This is a genomic window from Bradyrhizobium sp. CCBAU 53338 (assembly GCF_015291665.1).
GTDB lineage: Bacteria > Pseudomonadota > Alphaproteobacteria > Rhizobiales > Xanthobacteraceae > Bradyrhizobium.
In genome coordinates this window covers 4,658,340-4,679,083 of the sequence record NZ_CP030048.1, presented here as the reverse complement: position 1 = coordinate 4,679,083, position 20,744 = coordinate 4,658,340, and the positions used below count along the sequence as shown (strand labels likewise).

Annotated in this window: 21 protein-coding genes; 16 read left to right on the top strand and 5 right to left on the bottom strand. The window is 64.1% G+C overall.

Going from position 1 to position 20,744, the window contains the following annotated elements; genetic code table 11:
• The 6 genes from XH90_RS22130 (at position 1) to XH90_RS22105 (ending at position 5,442) form a co-directional block, all read left to right on the top strand.
• Entirely contained in the window at positions 1-879 is an 879-nt protein-coding gene (locus tag XH90_RS22130) for an amidohydrolase (protein WP_194476451.1), read from the top strand.
• The gene (gene dctA / locus XH90_RS22125) at positions 876-2,177 is read left to right on the top strand and encodes a C4-dicarboxylate transporter DctA (protein WP_194476450.1); all 1,302 of its coding nucleotides are present in this window, start codon (positions 876-878) and stop codon (positions 2,175-2,177) included. Before XH90_RS22130 ends, dctA begins: the two co-directional genes overlap by 4 nt.
• Positions 2,178-2,244: 67 nt before the next feature.
• Positions 2,245-2,958: a PIG-L deacetylase family protein gene (locus XH90_RS22120; protein WP_194476449.1), complete on the top strand. Its 714-nt coding sequence runs from the start codon at positions 2,245-2,247 to the stop codon at positions 2,956-2,958.
• Positions 2,955-3,638: a 4-carboxy-4-hydroxy-2-oxoadipate aldolase/oxaloacetate decarboxylase gene (locus XH90_RS22115; RefSeq protein WP_194476448.1), complete on the top strand. Its 684-nt coding sequence runs from the start codon at positions 2,955-2,957 to the stop codon at positions 3,636-3,638. Before XH90_RS22120 ends, XH90_RS22115 begins: the two co-directional genes overlap by 4 nt.
• A 20-nt stretch (positions 3,639-3,658) precedes the next feature.
• On the top strand, positions 3,659-4,528 hold the full coding sequence (locus XH90_RS22110) for a hypothetical protein (protein ID WP_194476447.1): 870 nt from the start codon (positions 3,659-3,661) through the stop codon (positions 4,526-4,528).
• Entirely contained in the window at positions 4,528-5,442 is a 915-nt protein-coding gene (locus XH90_RS22105; RefSeq protein ID WP_371748258.1) for a DUF1932 domain-containing protein, read from the top strand. Before XH90_RS22110 ends, XH90_RS22105 begins: the two co-directional genes overlap by 1 nt.
• Before the next feature lie 16 nt (positions 5,443-5,458).
• Here XH90_RS22105 and XH90_RS22100 read toward each other — a convergent pair whose 3' ends face one another.
• The 3 genes from XH90_RS22100 to XH90_RS22090 form a co-directional block, all read right to left on the bottom strand.
• Positions 5,459-5,776: a hypothetical protein gene (locus XH90_RS22100; RefSeq protein ID WP_194482765.1), complete on the bottom strand. Its 318-nt coding sequence runs from the start codon at positions 5,774-5,776 to the stop codon at positions 5,459-5,461.
• Between the two features lie 156 nt (positions 5,777-5,932).
• Positions 5,933-7,138, bottom strand: a complete 1,206-nt coding sequence (locus XH90_RS22095) for an amidohydrolase family protein (protein WP_194476446.1) — start codon at positions 7,136-7,138, stop codon at positions 5,933-5,935.
• A gap of 39 nt (positions 7,139-7,177) precedes the next feature.
• A complete protein-coding gene (locus XH90_RS22090; RefSeq protein ID WP_194476445.1) occupies positions 7,178-8,419 on the bottom strand; it encodes an amidohydrolase family protein in 1,242 nt (413 codons plus the stop codon).
• 345 nt (positions 8,420-8,764) lie between these two features.
• On the opposite strand from XH90_RS22090, the gene XH90_RS22085 reads away from it, so the two are divergent.
• From XH90_RS22085 to XH90_RS22070, 4 genes are read left to right on the top strand one after another with little or no spacing between them, the layout of a single operon-like run.
• A complete protein-coding gene (locus XH90_RS22085; protein ID WP_194482764.1) occupies positions 8,765-9,238 on the top strand; it encodes a MarR family winged helix-turn-helix transcriptional regulator in 474 nt (157 codons plus the stop codon).
• A 2-nt stretch (positions 9,239-9,240) separates the two neighbouring features.
• Positions 9,241-11,292 carry an FUSC family protein gene (locus tag XH90_RS22080; RefSeq protein ID WP_194476444.1) on the top strand — a complete coding sequence of 684 codons (2,052 nt, stop codon included), beginning with the start codon at positions 9,241-9,243 and terminating at the stop codon, positions 11,290-11,292.
• A complete protein-coding gene (locus tag XH90_RS22075; protein ID WP_194476443.1) occupies positions 11,289-11,495 on the top strand; it encodes a DUF1656 domain-containing protein in 207 nt (68 codons plus the stop codon). Before XH90_RS22080 ends, XH90_RS22075 begins: the two co-directional genes overlap by 4 nt.
• A complete protein-coding gene (locus XH90_RS22070) occupies positions 11,492-12,358 on the top strand; it encodes an HlyD family secretion protein (RefSeq protein ID WP_194476442.1) in 867 nt (288 codons plus the stop codon). Before XH90_RS22075 ends, XH90_RS22070 begins: the two co-directional genes overlap by 4 nt.
• A 6-nt stretch (positions 12,359-12,364) precedes the next feature.
• On the opposite strand, the gene XH90_RS22065 is transcribed toward XH90_RS22070, so the two are convergent.
• Both XH90_RS22065 and XH90_RS22060 read right to left on the bottom strand, forming a co-directional pair.
• Complete coding sequence (locus tag XH90_RS22065; RefSeq protein ID WP_194476441.1) at positions 12,365-13,576, bottom strand: acyl-CoA dehydrogenase family protein; 1,212 nt, start codon at positions 13,574-13,576, stop codon at positions 12,365-12,367.
• A 54-nt stretch (positions 13,577-13,630) separates the two neighbouring features.
• Positions 13,631-15,256, bottom strand: coding sequence for a long-chain fatty acid--CoA ligase (locus tag XH90_RS22060; RefSeq protein ID WP_194476440.1), 1,626 nt, complete (start codon positions 15,254-15,256; stop codon positions 13,631-13,633).
• 190 nt (positions 15,257-15,446) lie between these two features.
• On the opposite strand from XH90_RS22060, the gene XH90_RS22055 reads away from it, so the two are divergent.
• The 6 genes from XH90_RS22055 to XH90_RS22030 all read left to right on the top strand — a co-directional run bounded on the left by XH90_RS22055 (position 15,447) and on the right by XH90_RS22030 (position 20,661).
• Complete coding sequence (locus tag XH90_RS22055) at positions 15,447-17,306, top strand: NAD(P)/FAD-dependent oxidoreductase (RefSeq protein WP_194476439.1); 1,860 nt, start codon at positions 15,447-15,449, stop codon at positions 17,304-17,306.
• Between the two features lie 5 nt (positions 17,307-17,311).
• Positions 17,312-18,118 carry a shikimate dehydrogenase gene (locus XH90_RS22050; protein WP_194482763.1) on the top strand — a complete coding sequence of 269 codons (807 nt, stop codon included), beginning with the start codon at positions 17,312-17,314 and terminating at the stop codon, positions 18,116-18,118.
• Between the two features lie 127 nt (positions 18,119-18,245).
• Positions 18,246-19,061 (top strand): lytic transglycosylase domain-containing protein, encoded by an 816-nt coding sequence (locus XH90_RS22045; RefSeq protein WP_194476438.1) that lies wholly within the window; start codon positions 18,246-18,248, stop codon positions 19,059-19,061.
• Positions 19,062-19,172: 111 nt separating this feature from the next.
• Positions 19,173-19,394 carry a hypothetical protein gene (locus XH90_RS22040; RefSeq protein WP_194476437.1) on the top strand — a complete coding sequence of 74 codons (222 nt, stop codon included), beginning with the start codon at positions 19,173-19,175 and terminating at the stop codon, positions 19,392-19,394.
• 12 nt (positions 19,395-19,406) lie between these two features.
• Positions 19,407-19,829 (top strand): hypothetical protein, encoded by a 423-nt coding sequence (locus tag XH90_RS22035; RefSeq protein ID WP_194476436.1) that lies wholly within the window; start codon positions 19,407-19,409, stop codon positions 19,827-19,829.
• A 385-nt stretch (positions 19,830-20,214) separates the two neighbouring features.
• Positions 20,215-20,661: a MaoC family dehydratase gene (locus XH90_RS22030; protein ID WP_194476435.1), complete on the top strand. Its 447-nt coding sequence runs from the start codon at positions 20,215-20,217 to the stop codon at positions 20,659-20,661.
• Positions 20,662-20,744 lie beyond the last annotated feature (83 nt).

Below are 20,744 nucleotides of genomic sequence, written 5' to 3'. Positions count from 1 at the left end.
ATGATGTACACGCCCACCATTCCACCGCCCGATCCGAATACGCGCACGCCGAAATTCAAGCTGCCAAAGCTGTCCTGCGACGCGCATTGCCACATCTTCGGCCCTGGTGCGAAATACCCTTACGCGCCGGACCGTTCCTACACGCCGCCCGACGCGCCGCTCGAAGATTTCAGAGCGCTGCACGCCAGGCTCGGCGTGGAGCGCGCGGTCATCGTCAATGCCAGCGTGCACGGCACTGACAACACGGTGGCGCTCGATGCGATCGCGCAGAGCAACGGCGCCTATCGCGCCGTCGCCAATATCGACGACACCATCACCGAGCGCGGGCTTCGGGTGCTGCACGAGGGCGGTTTTCGCGGCTGCCGTTTCAATTTCGTCCGCCATCTGGGCGGCGTCCCCGACAAGAGCGTGTTCGATCGCGTCATCGCAATGGTCGCACCGCTCGGCTGGCATATCGACCTGCATTTCGATGCGATCGATCTGCCTGAATATGCCGACATGCTCGCAAAACTGCCGCTGAGCTACACCATCGACCATATGGGACGGGTGAAGGCCTCGGAGGGGCTCGACCAGCTTCCGTTCAGGATCCTGATCGGGCTGATGCAGCGCGACGAGAAATGCTGGGTCAAGATCTGCGGCTCGGAGCGGGTCTCCTCGGCCGGTCCGCCGTTCACGGACGCGATGCCGTTCGCGCGAAAAATCGTCGAAACCGCGCCGGACCGTGTCATCTGGGGCACCGACTGGCCGCATCCCAATGTCAAGGTGATGCCGAATGACGGCGACCTCGTCGATCTGATCCCGCTGTTCGCGCCTGAAACGGAGTACCAGCAGAAGATCCTGGTCGACAATCCCGCGCGCCTGTTCGAGTTCAACCGATGACCGCGATGGCGATCGACAAGCCGCGCAGGCGCGCCTGGTGGAAGGAGCTCTGGATTCAGGTGCTCATCGCAATGGCGGCCGGCGTCGCGCTCGGGATCGTCAGCCCCGAGGCGGGTGCGAAGATGCAGCCGCTCGGCGACGCCTTCATCAAGGCGATCCGGATGCTGATCGCGCCGATCATCTTCTGCACCGTCGTGCATGGCATCGCCCATATGGCGGACATGGCGAGGGTTGGGCGCGTCGCGGTCAAAGCGATCATCTATTTCGAAATCATGACCACGATCGCGCTGATCATCGGTCTCGTCGCGGTGAACGTGCTCAAGCCCGGCGCCGGCATGAACATCGATCCAGCCAGCATCAATGCCAGCGCGGTCGAGCCCTATGTCAAGCAGACCGCGGTCATAGGCTTCGTTCCGTTCCTGATGAACATCGTGCCGGGAACCTTCATCGGCGCCTTTGCCGAGGGCAACATCCTCCAGGTGCTGTTCATTTCCGTGCTTTGTGGCTTTGCACTGGTGCAACTCGGCGAGCGCGCCGCGCCGCTGGTCGGCCTGATCGATCTTGCCGCCAAGATGGTGTTCGCCGTGGTCGGCTTCGTGATGTGGGCCGCGCCGATCGGCGCGTTTGGCGCCATTGCCTTTACCGTCGGCAAGTTCGGAGTGGGATCACTTGCCTCGCTCGGCAAGCTACTCGGCGGCTTCTATCTGACCTGCGCGATCTTCATCATCGTGGCGCTCGGTCCGGTCGCACGGCTCTGCGGCTTCTCGCTGCTCAAGCTGATCCGCTACATCTGGGAAGAGCTTTTGATCTGCATCGCTACGACGTCGTCCGAGACGGTGTTGCCGCGGATGCTGACCAAGCTGGAGAAGGCCGGCTGCGAGAGGAGCGTGGTCGGGCTGGTGATCCCGACCGGCTATTCCTTCAATCTCGACGGCACCTGTCTGTATCTCGCTGCCGCCTCGGTGTTCTTGGCTCAGGCAACCAACACGCCGTTTGGCCTCGCCGAGCAGATCGAGCTGCTGCTGATCCTGCTCGTGACCTCCAAGGGCGCGGCGGGCATCGCGGGCGCGGCCTTTGTCGTTCTGGCGGCGACGCTGTCGGCCACAGGGACGATTCCGGTGACGAGTGTCGCGCTGGTGCTCGGCATCCATCGCCTGATGTCGCAGGGGTTGACGCCGACCAATCTGATCGGGAACGCGGTCGCGACCATCGCCATTGCCAAATGGGAAGGCGCGCTCGATAGCGAGCGCCTGAAGCGCGTGCTCGATGGTGAGGAACCCGCGGCTACTGCTGCTTGATGAATTGGCTGCCCGCACGAGGCAGGCGGTCTAGAATGCTTACGAACGAAAGAAGGGAGTTTGTCCCATGAAAACAGGTCTCGTGATCACCGCCCATCCCGGCGATTTCGTCTGGCGCGCCGGTGGCGCCATCGCGCTGCATGCCAAGAAGGGCTATCGCATGAAGATCGTGTGCATGTCCTTCGGCGAGCGCGGCGAGAGCCAGTTCGCCTGGAAGGAGAAGGGTGCGACGCTGGAGTCCGTCAAGGCCGGCCGCAAGGACGAGGCGGAGCGAGCCGCAAAGCTGTTAGGGGCCGAGATCGAGTTCTTCGACTGCGGCGACTATCCGCTGAAGCTGACAGAGGCGCATTTCGACCGCATGGTCGACATCTACCGCGAGCTCAATCCGAGCTTCGTGCTGACGCACGCGCTGGAAGATCCCTATAATTTCGACCACCCGAACGCGGCGCATTTCGCCCAGGAGACCCGCGTGGTCGCGCAGGCCATGGGTCACAAGCCCGGCGCGCAGTACAAATATTCGGCGCCGCCGGTGTTCCTGTTCGAGCCGCACCAGCCCGAGCAGTGCAATTACAAGCCGGACCTGCTGCTCAAGATCGACGAGGTCTGGAAGGAGAAGTACGAGGCGTTCCAGATCCTGGCCGCGCAAAAGCATCTCTGGGGCTATTACGAGCGCGTCGCGCTCAACCGCGGCATTCAGGGCAGCCGCAACACCGGCGTGCCCATGACCTATGGCGAGGCCTATCAGCGCCTGTTCCCGACCGTTGCGGAGGAATTGTCATGAAGCCCGTCGTCGTTCGCAATATCAAGCGCGCCGATCCCGCCGGAATGGCCGAGTACGGCGTCTCGACCGTGCACGAGGCCTACGGCCGCCTCGGCCTGATGAAGACGTATTTGCGCCCGGTCTGGGCCGGTGCGTCGATTGCCGGTCCCGCCGTCACCGTGCTGGCTCAGCCGGGTGACAACTGGATGATCCATGTCGCGGTCGAGCAGTGCAGGAAGGGCGACATACTCGTGGTAGGTTGCACGACCGACAATACCGACGGCATGTTCGGCGAGCTGCTGGCGACCTCGCTCAAGGCGCGCGGCGTGCAGGGGCTGATCATCGATGCCGGCTGCCGCGACGTCAAAGCGCTGCACGGGATGAATTTTCCGGTGTGGTCGCGCGCGGTCTCGGCCAAGGGCACTGTGAAGGCGACGCTCGGCTCGGTCAACATCCCCGTGGTCTGTGCCGGCGTCAACGTCGATCCCGGCGACATCATCGTCGCCGATGACGACGGTGTCGTGGTGGTGCCGAAACGCTACGCGGCCGAGGTCGCCGAGAAGGCCAAGAAGCGTAACGCCGACGAGGGCGGCAAGCGCACGCGCCTCGCCTCGGGCGAACTGGGCCTCGACATGTACAGCATGCGCGAGGCTCTGGCGAAGGCCGGGCTCGTCTATGTCGACAATCCCGAGGACGTCTGAACAGCAAGCGGAGCGGGCGGATGGATCGTCTCAAGCTGAAGGCCGTGCTCGGCAGTCACCCTCACGTCAAGGCGGTGAAGAGCGGCGCGCTTCGCTCCGACCTGTTCGAGCTCGACTTCATCGAGTACACGCCGACCAACACGGCGTTCAAGCCGATGGTGCGCGAACAGGCTTTCGACGTCTGCGAGATGGCGATCGTCACCTACCTGATGGCGAAGGCGCACGGCAAGCCGCTGGTGCTGCTGCCGGCAACCATGCTCGGCCGCTTCCAGCATGCCTACGCGCTCTACAACCCGGCGCACGGGGCGCTCGGGCCGTCCGATCTCGAAGGCAAGCGTGTCGGCATCCGCTCGTTCACGACGACGACGGGCGCCTGGATCCGCGGTATCCTCGCCAACGACTATGGCGTCAATCTCGACAAGATCCGCTGGGTTACCTTCGAGGATCCGCACGTCGCCGAATATGTCGACACCACCGAGCGCGCGCCGAAGGACAAGAAGGTCTTGCAGATGCTGATCGACGGCGAGCTGAACGCCGTCCTCGGCGAGACCTCTGACCATCCCAAGCTGAAGTCGCTGTTTCCCGATCCTGCCGCGGAGGCCGCGAAATGGTACGCGCGGCGCGGCGTCGTGCCGGTCAATCATCTGGTGGTCGTGACTGCGCGCCTTGCGAAATCGCGTCCCGATGTGGTCGCGGGCGTTTATGATCTACTCAAGCGGAACAAGGATCAGGCGGGACCAGCGGCGATTCCCGACCTCGTGCCCTTCGGGATCGAGGCGAACCGAAAGCCGCTGGACCTGATCGTCGATTACGCATTCCAGCAGGGATTGATACCGCGCCGCTATGCGGTCGAGGAGCTGTTCGACGCGACGACACGAGGGCTGAACTGATGGCGGATCCCAAGCGCTGGCAGATCGGGCTGGTTGGCTATGGCGAGGTCGGCCGGATCCTGGCCGAGGATCTGCGCCGGCAGGACGTCAAGGTCGCCGCCTACGACATCAAGCTTGGCGGCGAGCAGGGCGCTGCGCTGAAGGACCATGCGGCCGAGTTCGGCGTGATGCTCGCAGCCTCTCATGCCGAGCTGACGATGAAATCCGATTTCATTATCTCGGCGGTCACCGCGAGCCAGGCCGTGCCGGTGGCAAAAGCCTGCGCGGCTGCGATCAACCAGGGCACCTGGTTCCTCGATTTCAATTCGGCTTCTCCAGGTGCCAAGCAGCGTGCGGCGGCTCTGATCGACGGCGTCGCGGGCCGCTATGTCGAGGGCGCGGTGATGACCTCGGTGCCGCCTTATCGCATCAAGGTGCCGCTGCTGCTCGGTGGGCCCGGCGCAAGAGAGCTGGAGCCGCTGCTGAATACGATCGGCTTTGCGGCCAAGGTCGCGAGCGACAAGCTCGGTGTGTCCTCCGCTGTAAAAATGTGCCGCAGCATTATGATCAAGGGCCTGGAGGCCATGGTCATCGAGAGTTTTACGACCGCACGCGCCTATGGCGTCGAGGATGCAGTTCTGGCGTCGCTCGCGGAGACCTTTCCCGCCATCGACTGGGAGAAGCAGGGCGCCTATTTCTTCCAGCGCGTGATCGAGCATGGTCGTCGTCGCGCCGAAGAGGTGCGTGAGGTTGCCGAAACCGTGCGCGAAGCCGGGCTGACGCCGTGGTCGGCGGAGGGCACCGCCGAACGCCAAGCCTGGGTCGCCGATCTCGCCGACGAAGGCCTGTTCGGCACGAAGGGTACGAAAGAGTTTGCCCGCAGCGCCGATTGGCGCACCGAGGCGGATCGGATTCTGGCGAGGATCAAACGTTAGCGCCGGGCGCGATCACTCAGCTCAGGGGCACTTTGCCATCGCGATAGCCCGAGACTTCATCGCGGGCGGCTTCGATCAAATCGATCAGGCTCTTGGCCTTGCGGACAACGTCCTTGGTGCACTCGGTCCTGAACTCGGTCAGGATCATGCGAATGCACTTGTCGGCGGTGTCGAGCGTCCAAAGCGCGCGCGCCAAGTCGTCGTGCGAATGGATCGCCGAAATATCGAGGCCGGAGAGCACTTCGCCGATGCCATTCAAACGCTTGACGGCGGTCTCCGCGGGCGTGTTGGCCCGGATCGACTGGTAGTCAATGCTGCTGAATGCGCTGAACATATCCATGACTTCCCCAGAGAACGCAGATGGTCAGTGCGCGTGTCCAAATAGGATGAGCGCAGCCGGCGTCGCAACGCGGGGAGCTACGGTCCGGGATTTTACCGGTCCGGGATTTCTGCGGGAATTGGCGGCAAATCGGGCTCGAAAGGCCCGCAATCAGCGATGCTTCCCGACCATCTTACCGTCGAGCGCAACGAGCATACCTGCCTTGTACACAGCGCGGCCCTGCGGCACCGCGACCACGGCCTCAGGAACGTGCTCAGCGTCCAGCGTCACGAAATCGGCCTTGGCGCCGACACGCAGGCCGTAGCCTTCGAGGCGCAACGCCTTGGCCCCTGATGCGGTGACGACATCGAATGCGACGCGCAATTCCTCGTCGATGTTGAAGCCCGAGCGATAGCCGAGTGTCGTTGCCCGGCGCAGCATGTCGCCGTCGCCATAGGGCCACCAGGAATCGCGGATGTTGTCGTTGCCGCTGAACACGGTGACGCCGGCGTTGCGCAGGGGCAGGATCGGCGGGAAGTTCCGGGCGCCCGGCGCATTGGTCATGATCGCGACGCCGGAGCGGGCGAGGATGTCGGCGACGCTCTTGAGCTGATCCGCCGTGATATCGCCAAGTCCGTAAGCGTGGCTGATCGCGACATGGCCTTCCATGCCGAGCGCGCGCGTGCGCGCCGCGATCTGCTCGATCTCGAAGGCGCCGAGCGTGCCCATGTCGTGCAGATGAATGTCGACGTCGACGCCGTGCTTCTCGGCGACGCCGAACACGACGTCGAGGTGCTTCTCGACGTCGCGGTCGAAACTCGCAGGGTCGAGCCCGCCGATGAGGTTCGCGCCGAGTCCGATGGCGTCGTTCAGCAATTGTGGTGTGCCCGGGCTCGTCAAGATGCCGCTCTGGGGGAAGGCGACGAGCTGGATGTCGATCAGGTCGCGATATTCCTCCCGCACACGCAAGATCGTCTCCAGCGATTTCAAGCCGACCGAGCCGTCGACCATGACATGACTGCGCATCTGCGTGGTGCCGTGTCCGATGCAGAGATCGAGCTGGTTGCGTGCCCGCACATCCATCGGCGCGGCTTCCGCCATGTTCTGGGCTTGGAAGGCGACGCGTTCGTGCACGTTGAAACCGGCGGTGCAGGGTTTATGCGGACGCCAGGCGTCGCCATAGAAGCTGGTGTCGAGATGGATGTGGCCCTCGACGAAACCGGGAACGACGAGGGCATTGCCGAGGTCCACAGTTTCTGCGCCGCCTGTGGGCGCGTCAGCCGGCAGAAGCGCGGCGATGCGGCCGTCCTTGACCGCGATATGATGCATCGCTCCGCCGTCAAAGCGCGCGTTCAGGAAGATCTTGTCGAAGGCCATCCGGTTGCTCCGTTGGTCTGATGTTGTTGCGCGAGCTGCTCAGTTTCGCGGAGCCAGCAGCTTGGCCGGCTTTCGCTCAAAAGTCTGCCTTCCATTTTTGAACCCCATCAGGATGTCAGGCAGTTCGGCAATGGCAAAACGACTGTCCTTGATGTCGAGCACGACCAAATCGGCGGGCCTGCCGACTGCAATCCCGTAGTCGTCGAGATTCATCAGCCGCGCCGGCAGCTCGGTGACGAGATCGAGGCAGGTGTCGAAATCACCGACGGCGGCATGGGCGACATTGGCGTAGAAGTTCGCCATCCGCAGCAGCGAGGCATCGCCGAAGGGGGTGAAGGGATTGAGCACGTTATTGGTCGCGACCGAGCAGACGATGCCGTCCGCGGCGAGCTTGTGCGCGAGCGTCAACCCGCGCGGCGCGTTGTGGCTGGCATCGCGGCCCATCAAATAGAGGTCGGTCGCCGGCAGCACGGTGACGGCGACACCGGCCCCCGCCAATTGCGCAATCGCCGCCTTCAGCGGTTCCGGCGGCATAGCCGAAAGCTTTGTGGCATGGCCGATCGCGACGCGGCCTCCGTAGTTGCGTCGCTCGGTCTGCCGGCAGACCTCGTCCAGATGCGACCAGGAGGGATCGAGATCGAAGTCGAGATGGAGGTCGACGTCGAAGTCGAACTCCTGGGCGAGGTCGAAGATGCGGGCGAGATGCGCGTTCGGATCGGTGTCGGTATAGGGGCAGCCGCCGATCGCATCGGCACCGTCACGCAGGGCCTGGACCAGTAGCTCGTCGGCGCCGGGATCGTTGGTCAGGCCTTCCTGCGGGAAAACGCACAGCGACAGATCGATCGCCCAGGCATAATCGCGCTTGAGCGCCTTGATCGCCTCGAAGCTGCGCAGGCCGATGCGCGGATCGATCTCGACATGGGTGCGCATCCGTGTCGTACCGTGCACGATGGCGCGCTCGAGCACCTTGGCGCCGCGTGCATGGACGTCGTCGGTGCTGAAATCCCGCTTCATCGCCGAGACTGCGCGGATCGCATCGCCGAGTGTGCCGTGGATATGCCCGCAACGCTCGAGCAGGCAGGCCTTGTCGAGATGAATGTGGGTGTCGACGAAGCCGGGCAAGGCCAGCCGCCCGGCGATGTCGACCTCGATAGCCTCGCAGGCGAGTTTTGGTTCGATCGCAACGATACGTCCCGCCTTCACGCCGATATCGACGGGTATCGGGGACGATCGTAACAGGGTGTTGCGGAAGATCAGGTCGAAGGCGGTCTGGGTGGTCATCTAGTGGGCTTACAGCAGTCCGCGGGGTTGGGTGACGGCAACGTAACAGGCTCAGTTTGATCTTAGCGCGCCCGCGGCGTGTCGAGCAAATTGCCTGGCAGCGCCGCGCCGATTGACGCGATCGCGGCCATCGCAAGCGCCTACGGCACTGACAAGCGGTGACCGATCGGCGCGCCGCTCAGGCGCGGTGCGCTGATAATCGCGCCCGACATCAGCGACTGATTGAGTCTCTGCCGTGGAACCCGGGCCCATTGTCACATTGTCCTCGTTCGCTTTTGCGTGATCGGTCTGAACACGCCGGACTATATAGTTGTAGGCTAATAGTTCGTGTCCTATCTAATGTGCATGGCACCCTCGCAAGGCTACATCCACGGCGAAATCGGCAGGCTGATCACGCGCCTCGCCCGCATCTGGCGGCGCGAGTCGGATCAGGCGCTGTCCGATCACGGCCTATCCTATGCGACCGCGATTCCACTCTTGGTATTGTCGCGCCAGGGTGAAAACGTGCGCCAGGGCGTGCTGGCCGACGAGCTCGGCATCGAAGGGCCGTCGCTGGTGCGGCTGATCGACCTGCTCCAGGCGGAGGGGCTGGTGGAGCGCCGCGAGGACCCGACGGACCGGCGTGCCAAAACGCTCCACCTCACCAAAGCCGGCGAGGCCAAGGTCGAGGAGACCAATCGGATCTTGCGGCGCGTGCGGGCGAGTCTGCTGAAGGATATCGGCGCAGACGAACTTGCGATAACTTTCGACACGCTTCAGCGCATCGAACAACGGGCCAGCCGGTTACAGGACGCCAAGGCCGGTCCAGAGGCGAAGTAGCTATGCGCGCAGATGAGCCGTTCCTGGTCCGACATGCGGACCTGATTTTTGCCCTGAAGACGTTTGCCGCGTCGATGCTCGCGCTCGTCATTGCGCTCGCCATGGACCTGCCGCGGCCCTATTGGGCGATGGCGACCGTCTATATCACCTCGCAGCCGCTCGCGGGCGCGACCAGCTCGAAGGCCTTCTTCCGCGTCATGGGCACGCTGGCCGGCGCGACCATGACGGTGGCCCTGGTGCCGAACCTGATCAACGCGCCCGAGCTTCTGTGCCTCGCCATCGCGCTCTGGGTCGGGCTCTGCCTCTATCTGTCGCTGCTGGACGGCACGCCGCGCAGCTACGTCTTCATGCTGGCCGGATACACGGTCGCCCTGATCGGCTTTCCCTCGGTGTCCGATCCCGGTGCGATCTTCGACACCGCAGTTGCACGCCTGGAGGAAATCTCGCTGGGCATCATCTGCGCCAGCCTGGTCTCGACCATCATGTTTCCCCGCAGCGTTGCGCCGGCCGTCGCCGGTCGCATCGACAGCTGGCTTTTGGACGCGCGCCGCCTCAGCCAGGTCGTCCTGTTGCGTGAGGGCACCAACGAAACGCGGCGCGGCAAGCGCCTCAAGCTCGCGACCGACATCGTCGAAATCGACACGCTCTCCACTCATCTTGCCTACGACCGGTTGACCGATCGCAATGCGGTGACCGGTCTCGGCGAGATCCGGCTGCGCATGCTGATGCTGCTGCCGGTGATCGCCTCGCTGGAGGATCGGCTGGCGGCATTGGGGGAGGAGGCCCTGCGGCGGCAGCCGGAGCTGAAGCGATTGTTGGAAGATCTCGCGCAATGGATCCTCAGCGACGTCGGTGCGCGGCAGCCGGCCGAGCGGATCCGCGCCATGATCACGGAGCGGCAGTCGGTGCTGGACGACGATTCTTCCTGGGAACGGATCATCATCACCAGCCTGCTGTCGCGCCTGCGCGAACTCGTCGATCTCTCGCGCGATTGCCGGGAGTTGACCGAGGCGGTCGCCGAGAACCGCGACATCTCGACCCTCGACTTGGCGTTCCACTCAGAGGCCGGCGCTGCCCCGGTGCGCCACCGCGATCGCGGCATGGCGCTCTGGTCGGCGGCGGGCGCGGCCGCGGCCATTCTGATCTGCTGCGCGTTCTGGATCGGGACGGGCTGGCCGGACGGCGCCTCCGCGCCGATGATGGCGGCGGTGGCCTGTTCTTTCTTCGCGGCCCAGGACGAGCCCGCGCGCTTCATCCGCAGTTTTGGCCTGTGGTCGCTGGTCGCCATCGTCGTCGTCGCGATCTACCTGTTCGCGCTGGTGCCTGCGATCTCTCATATCGAGGTACTGGTCCTCGCGCTGGCGCCGACTTTCCTGCTCTATGGTTTCCTGATCGCACGACCGGCAACGGCGGGCACAGGCATGGCGCTCGCGGCCAATACCGCGACGCTGCTGGCGCTGCAATCGACCTACATCGCCGATTTCGCCTCCTACGCCAATTCCGCCGTGGCCTTCTTCGTCGGGGTCCTCATCGCCGAGCTGGTCACGCGGATTGCGCGCGGGGTGGGCGCCGAGTGGATCGCCAATCGGCTGGTGCTGTCGAGCTGGATCACGATTGCGGTTGCCGCCGAACGGCGGGGGAAACGCGACCGCGCGGAGTTCGCGGGCCTCATGCTGCACCGTCTCGGGCTCCTCGTGCAACGCATCGCTTTCCTGTCGGAGAGCGACCGGCGCGATGCCGACAGCCTCGTGCAGCTTCGCATCGGCATCAACATCATCGATCTGCGCCGCGCGCGCTACGGGCTTGCAGTTTCGACCATCTCGGTCATCGACGACATGCTCGACCAACTCGCCATTGCCTGCCGCAATCACGCGGGCGGTGGCATGCCGCGCGAGCTTCTGACCAGCCTCGATCGGGCGCTGGCCCAGGCGGTGAAGGATTCCAATGACAGCGCGCGCGAAGACGCCCTGATCGGCCTCGTCGGCATCCGCCGCGGCCTGTTCCCGGATGCACCGGCCTACCGGCCGCGCGCAGAGGCGAGTGTAGCGGCATGAGATATGTGATCGACATCTACGGCGTGTTCGTGCCGGCGCTGCTGCTCTGGATCGTCGTCGCCTATGTGCTGAGTGCGCTGCTGCGCCGGCTTATGCAGCGCTTCGACCTCTACCGGCTGGTCTGGCACCGCGCGCTGTTCGATTTCGCCATTTTCATCTGCCTGCTCGGCGGCGTCGTCTATCTCTCGGAGTATCTCTCATGAAAGGGAATTTTGCCTGGCTCGGCCGGCTTGCGCTGACGGTCCTTGTCGTCGTCGCGGCGCTCGGCGTCGGCCGCGAGCTGTGGGTCTATTACATGGAGTCGCCCTGGACGCGTGATGGTCGCGTGCGCGCCGACGTGGTGCAGGTCGCGCCCGATGTGTCCGGCTTCGTCACCGACGTGCTGGTGAAGGACAATCAGAAGGTCCATCACGGCGACGTGCTGTTTCGGATCGACCGGCAGCGCTTCGCGCTGGCGCTGCGGCAGGCCGATGCGTCGGTGGCTGGTCACCAAGCCACGCTCGATCAGGCCAACGCCGATCTGAAACGCTACAGCACATTGACGACGGACGCGGTTTCCCAACAGAAGCAGGAGCAGGTGCTCGCCACCCAGCTCCAGGCCAAGGCGGCCTTCGATCAGGCCGTCGCCGACCGTGCGGTCGCCCAGCTCAATCTCGACCGGAGCGAGGTGCGTGCCTCCGTGAACGGCGTGATCACCAACATGGATCTGCGGCCCGGCACGTACGTCTCCGCCGGCAAGGGCGTGATGGCGCTGGTCGACAGCGACACGCTGCATGTCGAGGGCTATTTCGAGGAGACGAAACTCCCGCGCATCCGTGTGGGCGACAAGGTCAAGGTCCGTTTGATGGGCGAGAAGAACAGGCTCACCGGCCATGTCGAGAGCATCGCCGCCGGCATCGAGGATCGCGACCGTGCCGAGGGTGCGAGCCTGCTTGCCAACGTCAATCCGACCTTCAGCTGGGTGCGGCTCGCCCAGCGCGTGCCGGTACGCATCGCGCTGGACCCGGTGCCGGACAACGTATCGCTGGTCGCAGGACGCTCGGCGACGGTCGAGGTATTGAACTAGCCGTCTCTATGCGTTCGAATATTTCTTCAGCTCGAACCGCGCGATCTGGTTCCTGTGCACCTCGTCGGGCCCGTCGGCGAGACGCAGCAGGCGTGCGGTGGCGTAGGCCTGAGTCAGGCCGAAATCGTTCGAGGTGCCGCCGCCACCATGAGCCTGAATCGCCCAGTCGATGATCTGGCAGGCCATGTTGGGCACCGCGACCTTGATCATCGCGATCTCGGCTTTCGCCACCTTGTTGCCGACGGTGTCCATCGCGTAAGCGGCGTTCAGTGTCAGCAGCCGGGCCTGCTCGATCATGATGCGGGCCTCGGCGATGCGCTCCTGCGTCACCGTCTGTTCGGACACCGGCTTGCCGAAGGCGACACGGCTGCGGACGCGTCGGCACATCTTTTCCAGCGTACGTTCCGCAAGCCCAATCAGGCGCATGCAATGGTGGATGCGGCCGGGGCCGAGACGTCCTTGCGCGATCTCGAATCCGCGGCCCTCGCCGAGCAGCATGTTTTCCTTCGGCACGCGGACGTTGGTGAAGATGACCTCCGAGGCACGGTCGGGCACGCCGTAGAAGCCGAATACGGGCAGGGGCCGCTTCACCTCGATGCCAGCGGTGTCCATCGGCACCAGGATCATGGATTGCTGCTTGTGACGATCCGCATTGTCTGGATCGGTCTTGCCCATGAAGATGCAGATCTTGCAGCGCGGATCGGTCGCGTTGGTCGTGTACCATTTGCGGCCGTTGACCACGTAGTGGTCGCCGTCGCGCACGATCGAGCTCTCGATGTTGGTTGCATCGGATGATGCGACTGCAGGTTCGGTCATGGCGAAGCAGGAGCGGATTTCGCCCGCGAGCAGCGGCTTCAGCCAGCGTTCCTTGTCTTTCTCCGAGCCATAGCGCTCCAACACCTCCATGTTTCCGGTGTCGGGCGCCGAGCAGTTGAACACCTCGGGCGCCAGATGCGCGCGGCCCATCACCTCGCAGAGCGGAGCATATTCGAGATTGGTGAGGCCTGCGCCGCGGCTGGACTCCGGCAGGAACAGGTTCCACAGGCCTTCCGCGCGCGCGAGCGGCTTCAGCTCCTCGACGACGGGATAGACCTTCCACGGCCCGAGCTCTTCTGCTTCGCGATAAAACCGTTCCTCGTTCGGATAGATGAGCCGATCCATGAAGCTTTCCAGCTTGCGCTTGAGCTCGACGACTTTTGGCGACATCGGATAGATCATTTGTCGTCTCCTTGATCGGTGGACGGCGCGAAGGTTTGGAGGTTGTGTGCCGGCTCAGCCGATGCGATATGCCCTGAACTTCTCGCGCAACGCCGATTTGAGCACCTTGCCGGTCCCGGTCATCGGGAATTCGTCGAGGAATTCGACTGCATCAGGCATCCACCAGCTCGCGATCCTGGGTCGCATATGGTCGAGCAACGTCTTGCCGTCCACGGTCGCGCCCTTCTTGCGGACGACGAGAAGGAGAGGGCGTTCCTGCCACTTCTCGTGCGCGATGGCGACCACGGCCGCCTGCAGCACGTCGGGGTGGGAAAGCGCGATGTCCTCGAGCTGAATCGAGGAGATCCACTCGCCGCCCGACTTGATCACGTCCTTGGAGCGGTCGGTGAGCGTCACATGGCCGTGCTGGTCGATCACGGCCATGTCGCCGGTGATCAGCCAGCCGTCGCTGTCGAGGCCTTCGTCGAGCTTCATGTAGCCGGAGGCGACCCAGGGGCCGCGGGCGCGCAGATGGCCGACGGTCTTGCCGTCGCGCGGCAGCTCATTGCCGCCGTCGTCGACGATGCGCAAGGTCGTGCCGAAGCAGGCGCGGCCCGAGACCTGCCGCCGGTCGAAGATCTCGGTTTCGCTGAGATGCTCCGAGCCCGGCCGCAAGCCCGGCATCGAGCAGCCCAGCGCCTCCGTCATGCCCCAGGCCTGGATATAGTCGACGGCAAAGTCGCGCTTGAGCTTCTCGACCATCGCGCGCGGCGGCGCCGAGCCCGAGGACAGCGTTGCACGCAGCGTCGAGAACTTTTTGCCGGTTCGGCCGAGCCAGTCGAGCAGGATGAGCCAGAAGCTAGGCACACCCGCCGAGAGCGTCACCTTCTCGCCCTCCAGCAGTTCATAGAGCTTGTCGGGCTCGTAGTTGCGGCCGGGCAGCACCAGTTTCGAGCCGGTATAGGGCGCAGTAAACGGCATATTCCAGCCGTTGCCGTGGAACAGCGGCGCCATCGGCATCATGACCTCACGCACCCCTTCGAGATGCCCGGGAATGAAATCGAAGTTGCAGCAGGTCATGGTCTGCAGGATGGCGGCGCGGTGCGAATAGATCACGCCCTTGGGATTCCCCGTCGTGCCCGAGGTGTAGCAGATGGTGGAAGCTGATTTCTCGTCGAACTCCGGCCAGGCGAAGCCTGCGTCGCTCTCCTTCTCCAGCAACTCCTCGTAGCAGTGTACGTTCGCAAGCTTCGTCTCGGGCATGCGTTCGCGCGATGACATCATCACATAGGCTTCGACGGTCTTCAGCTGCGGCGCGATCGCCTCGACGATCGGCAGCGTGGCGCGATCGACGAAGAGGATTCGGTCTTCGGCGTGGTTGATGATGTAGACGAGCTGTTCGGGAAACAGCCGCGGATTGACGGTGTGCAGCACATAGCCCATCCCTGGCGCCGCATAGAACATTTCGAAGTGACGATGCGTATTCCAGGCCAGCGTGCCGACGCGGTCGCCTTGTTTCATGCCGAGCCGATCGAGCGCCAGCGCCATGCGTTTAATGCGCGGATGCGCGTCGGCATAGGTGTAGCGATGGATGTCGCCCTCGATCTCGCGCGCGACGATCTCCGCCTCGCCATGATAGTCGGCTGCGTATTGGATCAGGCCGCTGATCAGCAGCGGCATGTCCATCATCAATCCCTGCATTGTCCCCTCCGAAAAGGCCGTGCGCCTTAAGATCATGTCGTTGCATGACGCGTTCGCGCTTGCGTGCAAGGTAGCCGAACGTCGCGCGACGTCCACGTAAAAAGGCGGCGGACGTGATTGCGTGCGTCACTTTTTCAGGGCTAACTGACGCAAATCGCAGACCGAAGCAGTGCCGCCGTGGAGGAGATCGATGTCAGCGGAAAGACACAAGACCGGTACAGCCGGCGCGCCTAGCATCGACGTCGAGGCCTTGCGTGCGCGCTATCGCGACGAGCGCGACCTGCGTTTGCGCTCCGAAGGCAAGGCGCAATATGTCGAGGCGACGGGCGGCTTTGCGCGCTACCTCGACGATCCCTGGGCCGCTCCCGGTTTTGCACGCGCGCCGATTGCCGAAGAAACTGAAGTGCTGATCGTCGGTGGCGGTTTCGGCGGCTTGCTGTGTGGCGCGCGCCTGCGCGCGGCCGGAATTACCGATTTCCGCATCGTGGAAAAGGCTGCCGATTTCGGCGGCACCTGGTACTGGAATCGCTATCCTGGTGCGGCCTGCGATACCGAGAGCTACATCTATCTGCCGCTGCTGGAAGAAACCGGCTACATGCCGGTGCGCAAATATGCGCGCGCTCCCGAGATCTACGAACACTCGCGCCGCATCGGCCGTCACTTCGGTCTTTATGATCGCGCGCTGTTTCAGACCGTCATCTCACGCATGGAATGGCATGAGCAGGAGGGACGCTGGCTGGTCGAGACCGATCGGGGCGATCGCATCCAGGCGCGCTTCGTGATCCTCGCAGGCGGTCCACTCAGCCGGCCGAAGCTGCCGGGCATTCCCGGCATCGAGAGCTTCAAAGGTCACAGCTTCCACACCAGCCGCTGGGACTATGCGTACACCGGCGGCACCGCCGAAGGTGGTCTGACCGGACTTGCCGGCAAGCGCGTAGGCATCATCGGCACCGGCGCCACCGCCGTGCAATGCGTGCCGCATCTCGGCCGTTCGGCGAAGGAGCTCTATGTTTTCCAGCGCACGCCCTCCGCGATCGGCGTGCGCGACGACCGTCCGACGGACCATGCCTGGGCGGACAGCCTCAAGTCCGGCTGGCAGCGCGAGCGGATGGACAATTTTACCGCGGTGATCTCGGGCGAGCCGTTCGAGCAGGATCTCGTGCAGGACGGCTGGACGGGCCTGCTCGGCGAGATCCTGCTGGCGCCGCGCCGCCAGCCGCAGCCGGTGACCTCGATGGAAGAGGCGCTGAAGGTGATCGAGCAGGCCGACTATCGCAAGATGGAGGAGATCCGGGCCCGCGTCGATGCGGTCGTGAAGGACGAGGCGGCCGCGGCCGCGCTCAAACCCTGGTACAAGGCGTTCTGCAAGCGGCCGTGTTTTCACGACGAATATCTCGACACCTTCAATCGTCCCAACGTGCATCTCGTCGACACCAAGGGCAGAGGCGTCGATCGCATTACCGAGAATGCGGTCGTCGTCGACGGCAAAGCCTACGAGCTCGACTGCCTGATCTACGCCAGTGGTTTCGAGGTCGGCACCGACTATGCGCGCCGTATGGGGTTTGAGCTCTATGGCCGCGACGGCATGAGCCTGTCCGAGCGATGGCGCGATGGCGTCAAGACGATGCACGGCTTCTACACCCGTGGCTTCCCGAACTGCTTCCTGATCGTGACGGTGCAGGCCGGCCAGAGCGCAAATTTTCCACACATCATCGACGAGCAATCGCAGCACATCGCCTATGTGATCGCCGAGGCTCGGAAGCGTGGCGCGAGGACCTTGGAGCCGACGCTCGCCGCCGAGAACGCGTGGGTCGACGAGGTCGTGAAGGCAGCGGTCGGCCGCCAGGCTTATCTGGCCGAATGCACGCCCGGCTACTACAACAATGAAGGCGTGTTCGATCCGATCGCGGCGCGTAACAGCCAATATTGGCGCGGGCCAATGGCGTTCCTGCGCCTGCTCGGCAAATGGCGGAGTGAGGGCAATCTGGACGGATTGGAGCTGACTTATGGTGCGGATGCGATGAGCGACGGCGCTTCGGTCTCGGCATGAACGACATGATGCCGGCTCCTACGGGCGCGACGCGGCTCTACGTCATCGTCGGTGATCCCATCGCGCAGGTGCGCTCGCCTGCGGGTGTTTCCGCGGAGTTCGCGGCGCGTGGTCATGATGCCATTCTCGTTCCGGTTCAGGTCGCGACCGCCGATCTGGCCGATTTTCTCTCGGTCGCGAGCCGGTTGAAGAACCTCGACGGCATCGTCGTGACCATCCCGCACAAATTCGCCTGCTATCAGGCCTGCGCCGGCGCGACCGATCGAGCGCACTTCCTGCGCACCGTTAATTTGATGCGCCGGCAGGCCGACGGTTCGTGGCACGGCGACATGGTGGACGGTCTCGGTTTCATCGGAGCGGCGCGGGCGAAAGGGATCGATCCCAAGGGGATGCGGGCGCTGCTCGTCGGGGCGGGTGGGGCAGGCTCGGCCATCGCGCTGGCCCTGGTCGAGGCCGGTGTGAGCGCGCTTGCCATTCACGACAGCGCAACCGAGCGCCGCGGCGCGCTGATCGGCCGGCTCAACGGGCTCGGCAAAGCGCCCGTGCGGGCGGGCACATCCGACCCGACAGGCTTCGATTTCGTCGCCAATGCCACGCCGGCCGGAATGAAGGATGGCGATCCGCTGCCGGTCGATGTTATCAGGCTGGCGCCATCGGCCTATTGCGGCTGTGTTATCACCAAGCCCGAGATATCGCCGTTCATCGCCGAAGCCCGCAAGCGCGGCTGCGTCACCGCGACCGGGACCGACATGTATCGGCAGCACCAGGGCATCATGGTGGATTTCCTGCTCGGAACCGAGAGGGGACGATAAGCCTTTAATTCATGTCAAGCGCATTGCTTGCATTGATTGCATCGGTCGGGGCTTGAGCGGGCGCGCCTGACGTAGGATCATGCAGCGCGCGAGCCGATCGCGCAATTTGAGAGAAGGATAGGCAGGAATGACTGAGGGCAGGACCGTTGCGACGGCGATGATCGGCGCGGCCGCGCTACTGTTGTCCCTGATGCCCGGCGCCGATGCAGCGCAATGCGGCAATGGGCCCGGCGGCTTCGAGGCCTGGAAGCGCGAGTTCAGCGCCGAGGCGCAGGGCAAGGGCATCGGCCAGACCGCGATCTCGGCCTTGATGCAGACCGGTTACGCCAGCGCCACCATCAATGCTGATCGCAGCCAGCACAGTTTCTCGCTGTCCCTCGACCAGTTCCTGGCCAAGCGCGGCGCCACCACGATCGTCGCGCGCGGCCGGTCGCTGAAGCAATCGCAGGCGGCGATGTTCGCCTCGATCGAGCAGCGCTATGGCGTGCCGCCGGGGCCGTTGATCGCGATCTGGGGCATGGAGACCGGTTTCGGCAGCCAGCGCGGTAACCAGAACATGCTCTCGTCGATCGCGACGCTGGCCTATGACTGCCGGCGTCCTGAATTCTTCACCGAGCAGCTCTATGCGGCGCTGAAGCTGGTCGACCGCGGCGTGCTGTCGGGGGCAACCCGCGGCTCCATGCATGGTGAGGTCGGCCAGACCCAGTTCATGCCCAAGAACATCCTGGCCTATGGCACCGGCAATCTCGACGTTGCCGCCAACGCGCTGAGCTCGACCGCGAATTTCCTGAAGGCCAATGGCTGGCGGGCGGGAGCCGGTTACCAGCCGGGCGAGCCGAATTTCGCCGCCATTCAGGCCTGGAATGCGGCGGGCGTCTATCAGAAGGCCATTGCGCTGATGGGCCGGCAGATCGACGGGGGTGGGGCGGCCGCGGTACGCTGAGGCGCTCCGCAAGGCGTGACTTGTTTGTCAGAGAAAGTTGTTGCTTTCAGGAACCGACGGCACGAGGTTTGCTTAGATCAAGTTCAGGGCTGGGCATGAGGAGAACTCAACATGGCTACCCAGATCGTGATGGATCAGACTGGCGATACACGCCACGAGTTTGATCCCGAAAATGCCGAAGCGTTGGCGCGGGCCGAACAGCGCTTTCGGGAGTTGACCGGCGCGGGCTTTACCGCGGCGTACCGGACCGGGCCCGGCGAAGTCACGCGTATCAAATCGTTCGACCCGACCGCGCACGAAACGCTGTTCTATCCCCGCCTGGTCGGCGGCTGATCTGAACGGCCGATGATCGCGGTCTTCAGGCTTCGCGCGCCCGCGCGAGCGCGTCTGCACGCGCTCCGCGAGCTCTACCGCCGCTTCTTCGGCGAGAATACGCCCGAGGCGCGCGGCCGACGGCTGTTGTCTGAATGGCTGTCCGAAGAGCAGCGCGCCCAATTCGCGCAGCACCGGCATTTTGATGTCATCGGGTGCGATAGCGGCAAGCGCTATCGCATTCACTACGGCACCGCCGCCAATGTCCACGAGATCGACGATGCCGGAAATGCGACGATGGGGTGGTGCTTCGTCCCCTCGGGTTTCCTCGTGCCGGGCGACGTGATGCTGGCGCAGAAGATCGCACTCGAGACGGACGAGAAAGGCGCGCTCGCACTCGCCAACCGGTTTCCACCGGCAACGCATTCGGAGCACTTTTACCGGCGACCGTTCTAGCGGCGCCGGCGCTGGTCAGGAGTGCGTGGTCCGATAGGCGTCCAGCGCATGCGCTGCGAAGACGCCGATGCTGCAAAGGACGAGGAGGGCTGAGATCAACTCGATCATTGTTCGTCCTCCCCAAGCGGTTGGGCGACGAGATGCTGGCAACGGGCATATTCGCTGATCAGGTCGAGAATGAATTGCATGACGCACGTCCCTGTATGATTTTGACGGTCAGTTAACCGGTCCTCTGTTTCAGGGGTGTTTCGTCGATTTGGGAAAGGGGTTTCGCGGGGAACCGGGACCTGGCCTGCGAGCGGCCGAGCCGCTACATCCGATGACTGATCCGTCCTTTTGGCCGTGCGCAATGGACGCACGGCGCGTCACATTTCGAGGTAAAATCATGGCACAGGTCGCCTGGTTCGACGATCTCACCGTCGGCATGGGTTTCAAATCCCCTGAGGTCGTGGTCACCGAGGCCGATATCAAACGGTTTGCCGCCGAGTTCGACCCGCAGCCGATGCATCTCGACCACGAGGCGGCCAAGGCGACCCTGTTCAACGGCCTGGCTGCATCGGGATGGCACACCGCGGCGATTGCCATGAACCTTGCGATCCAGACCCGTCCGTTCGGACCTCACCCGCTGATCGGCGCCGGCGTCGATGGGCTGCGCTGGACGATCCCGGTGCGGCCGAACGACCGCCTGCATCTGGTCGGCGAGGTCATGAGCCTGACGCCGTCGAAGTCGAAGCCGCAAGGCATCGCGCTGGTGAAATGGACCATGTTCAACCAGAACGGCGAGGAGGTTTACACCTTCACCCCGATCGCGATCGTGCCGCGGCGCGGGTAAGGCGCTCGCCGCGCTGAAGTTCCGTGAGGAGAACCGGAAATAGGTCGACGCGCGATACGATCGTTTGCCCCCGCCGCGCGCGC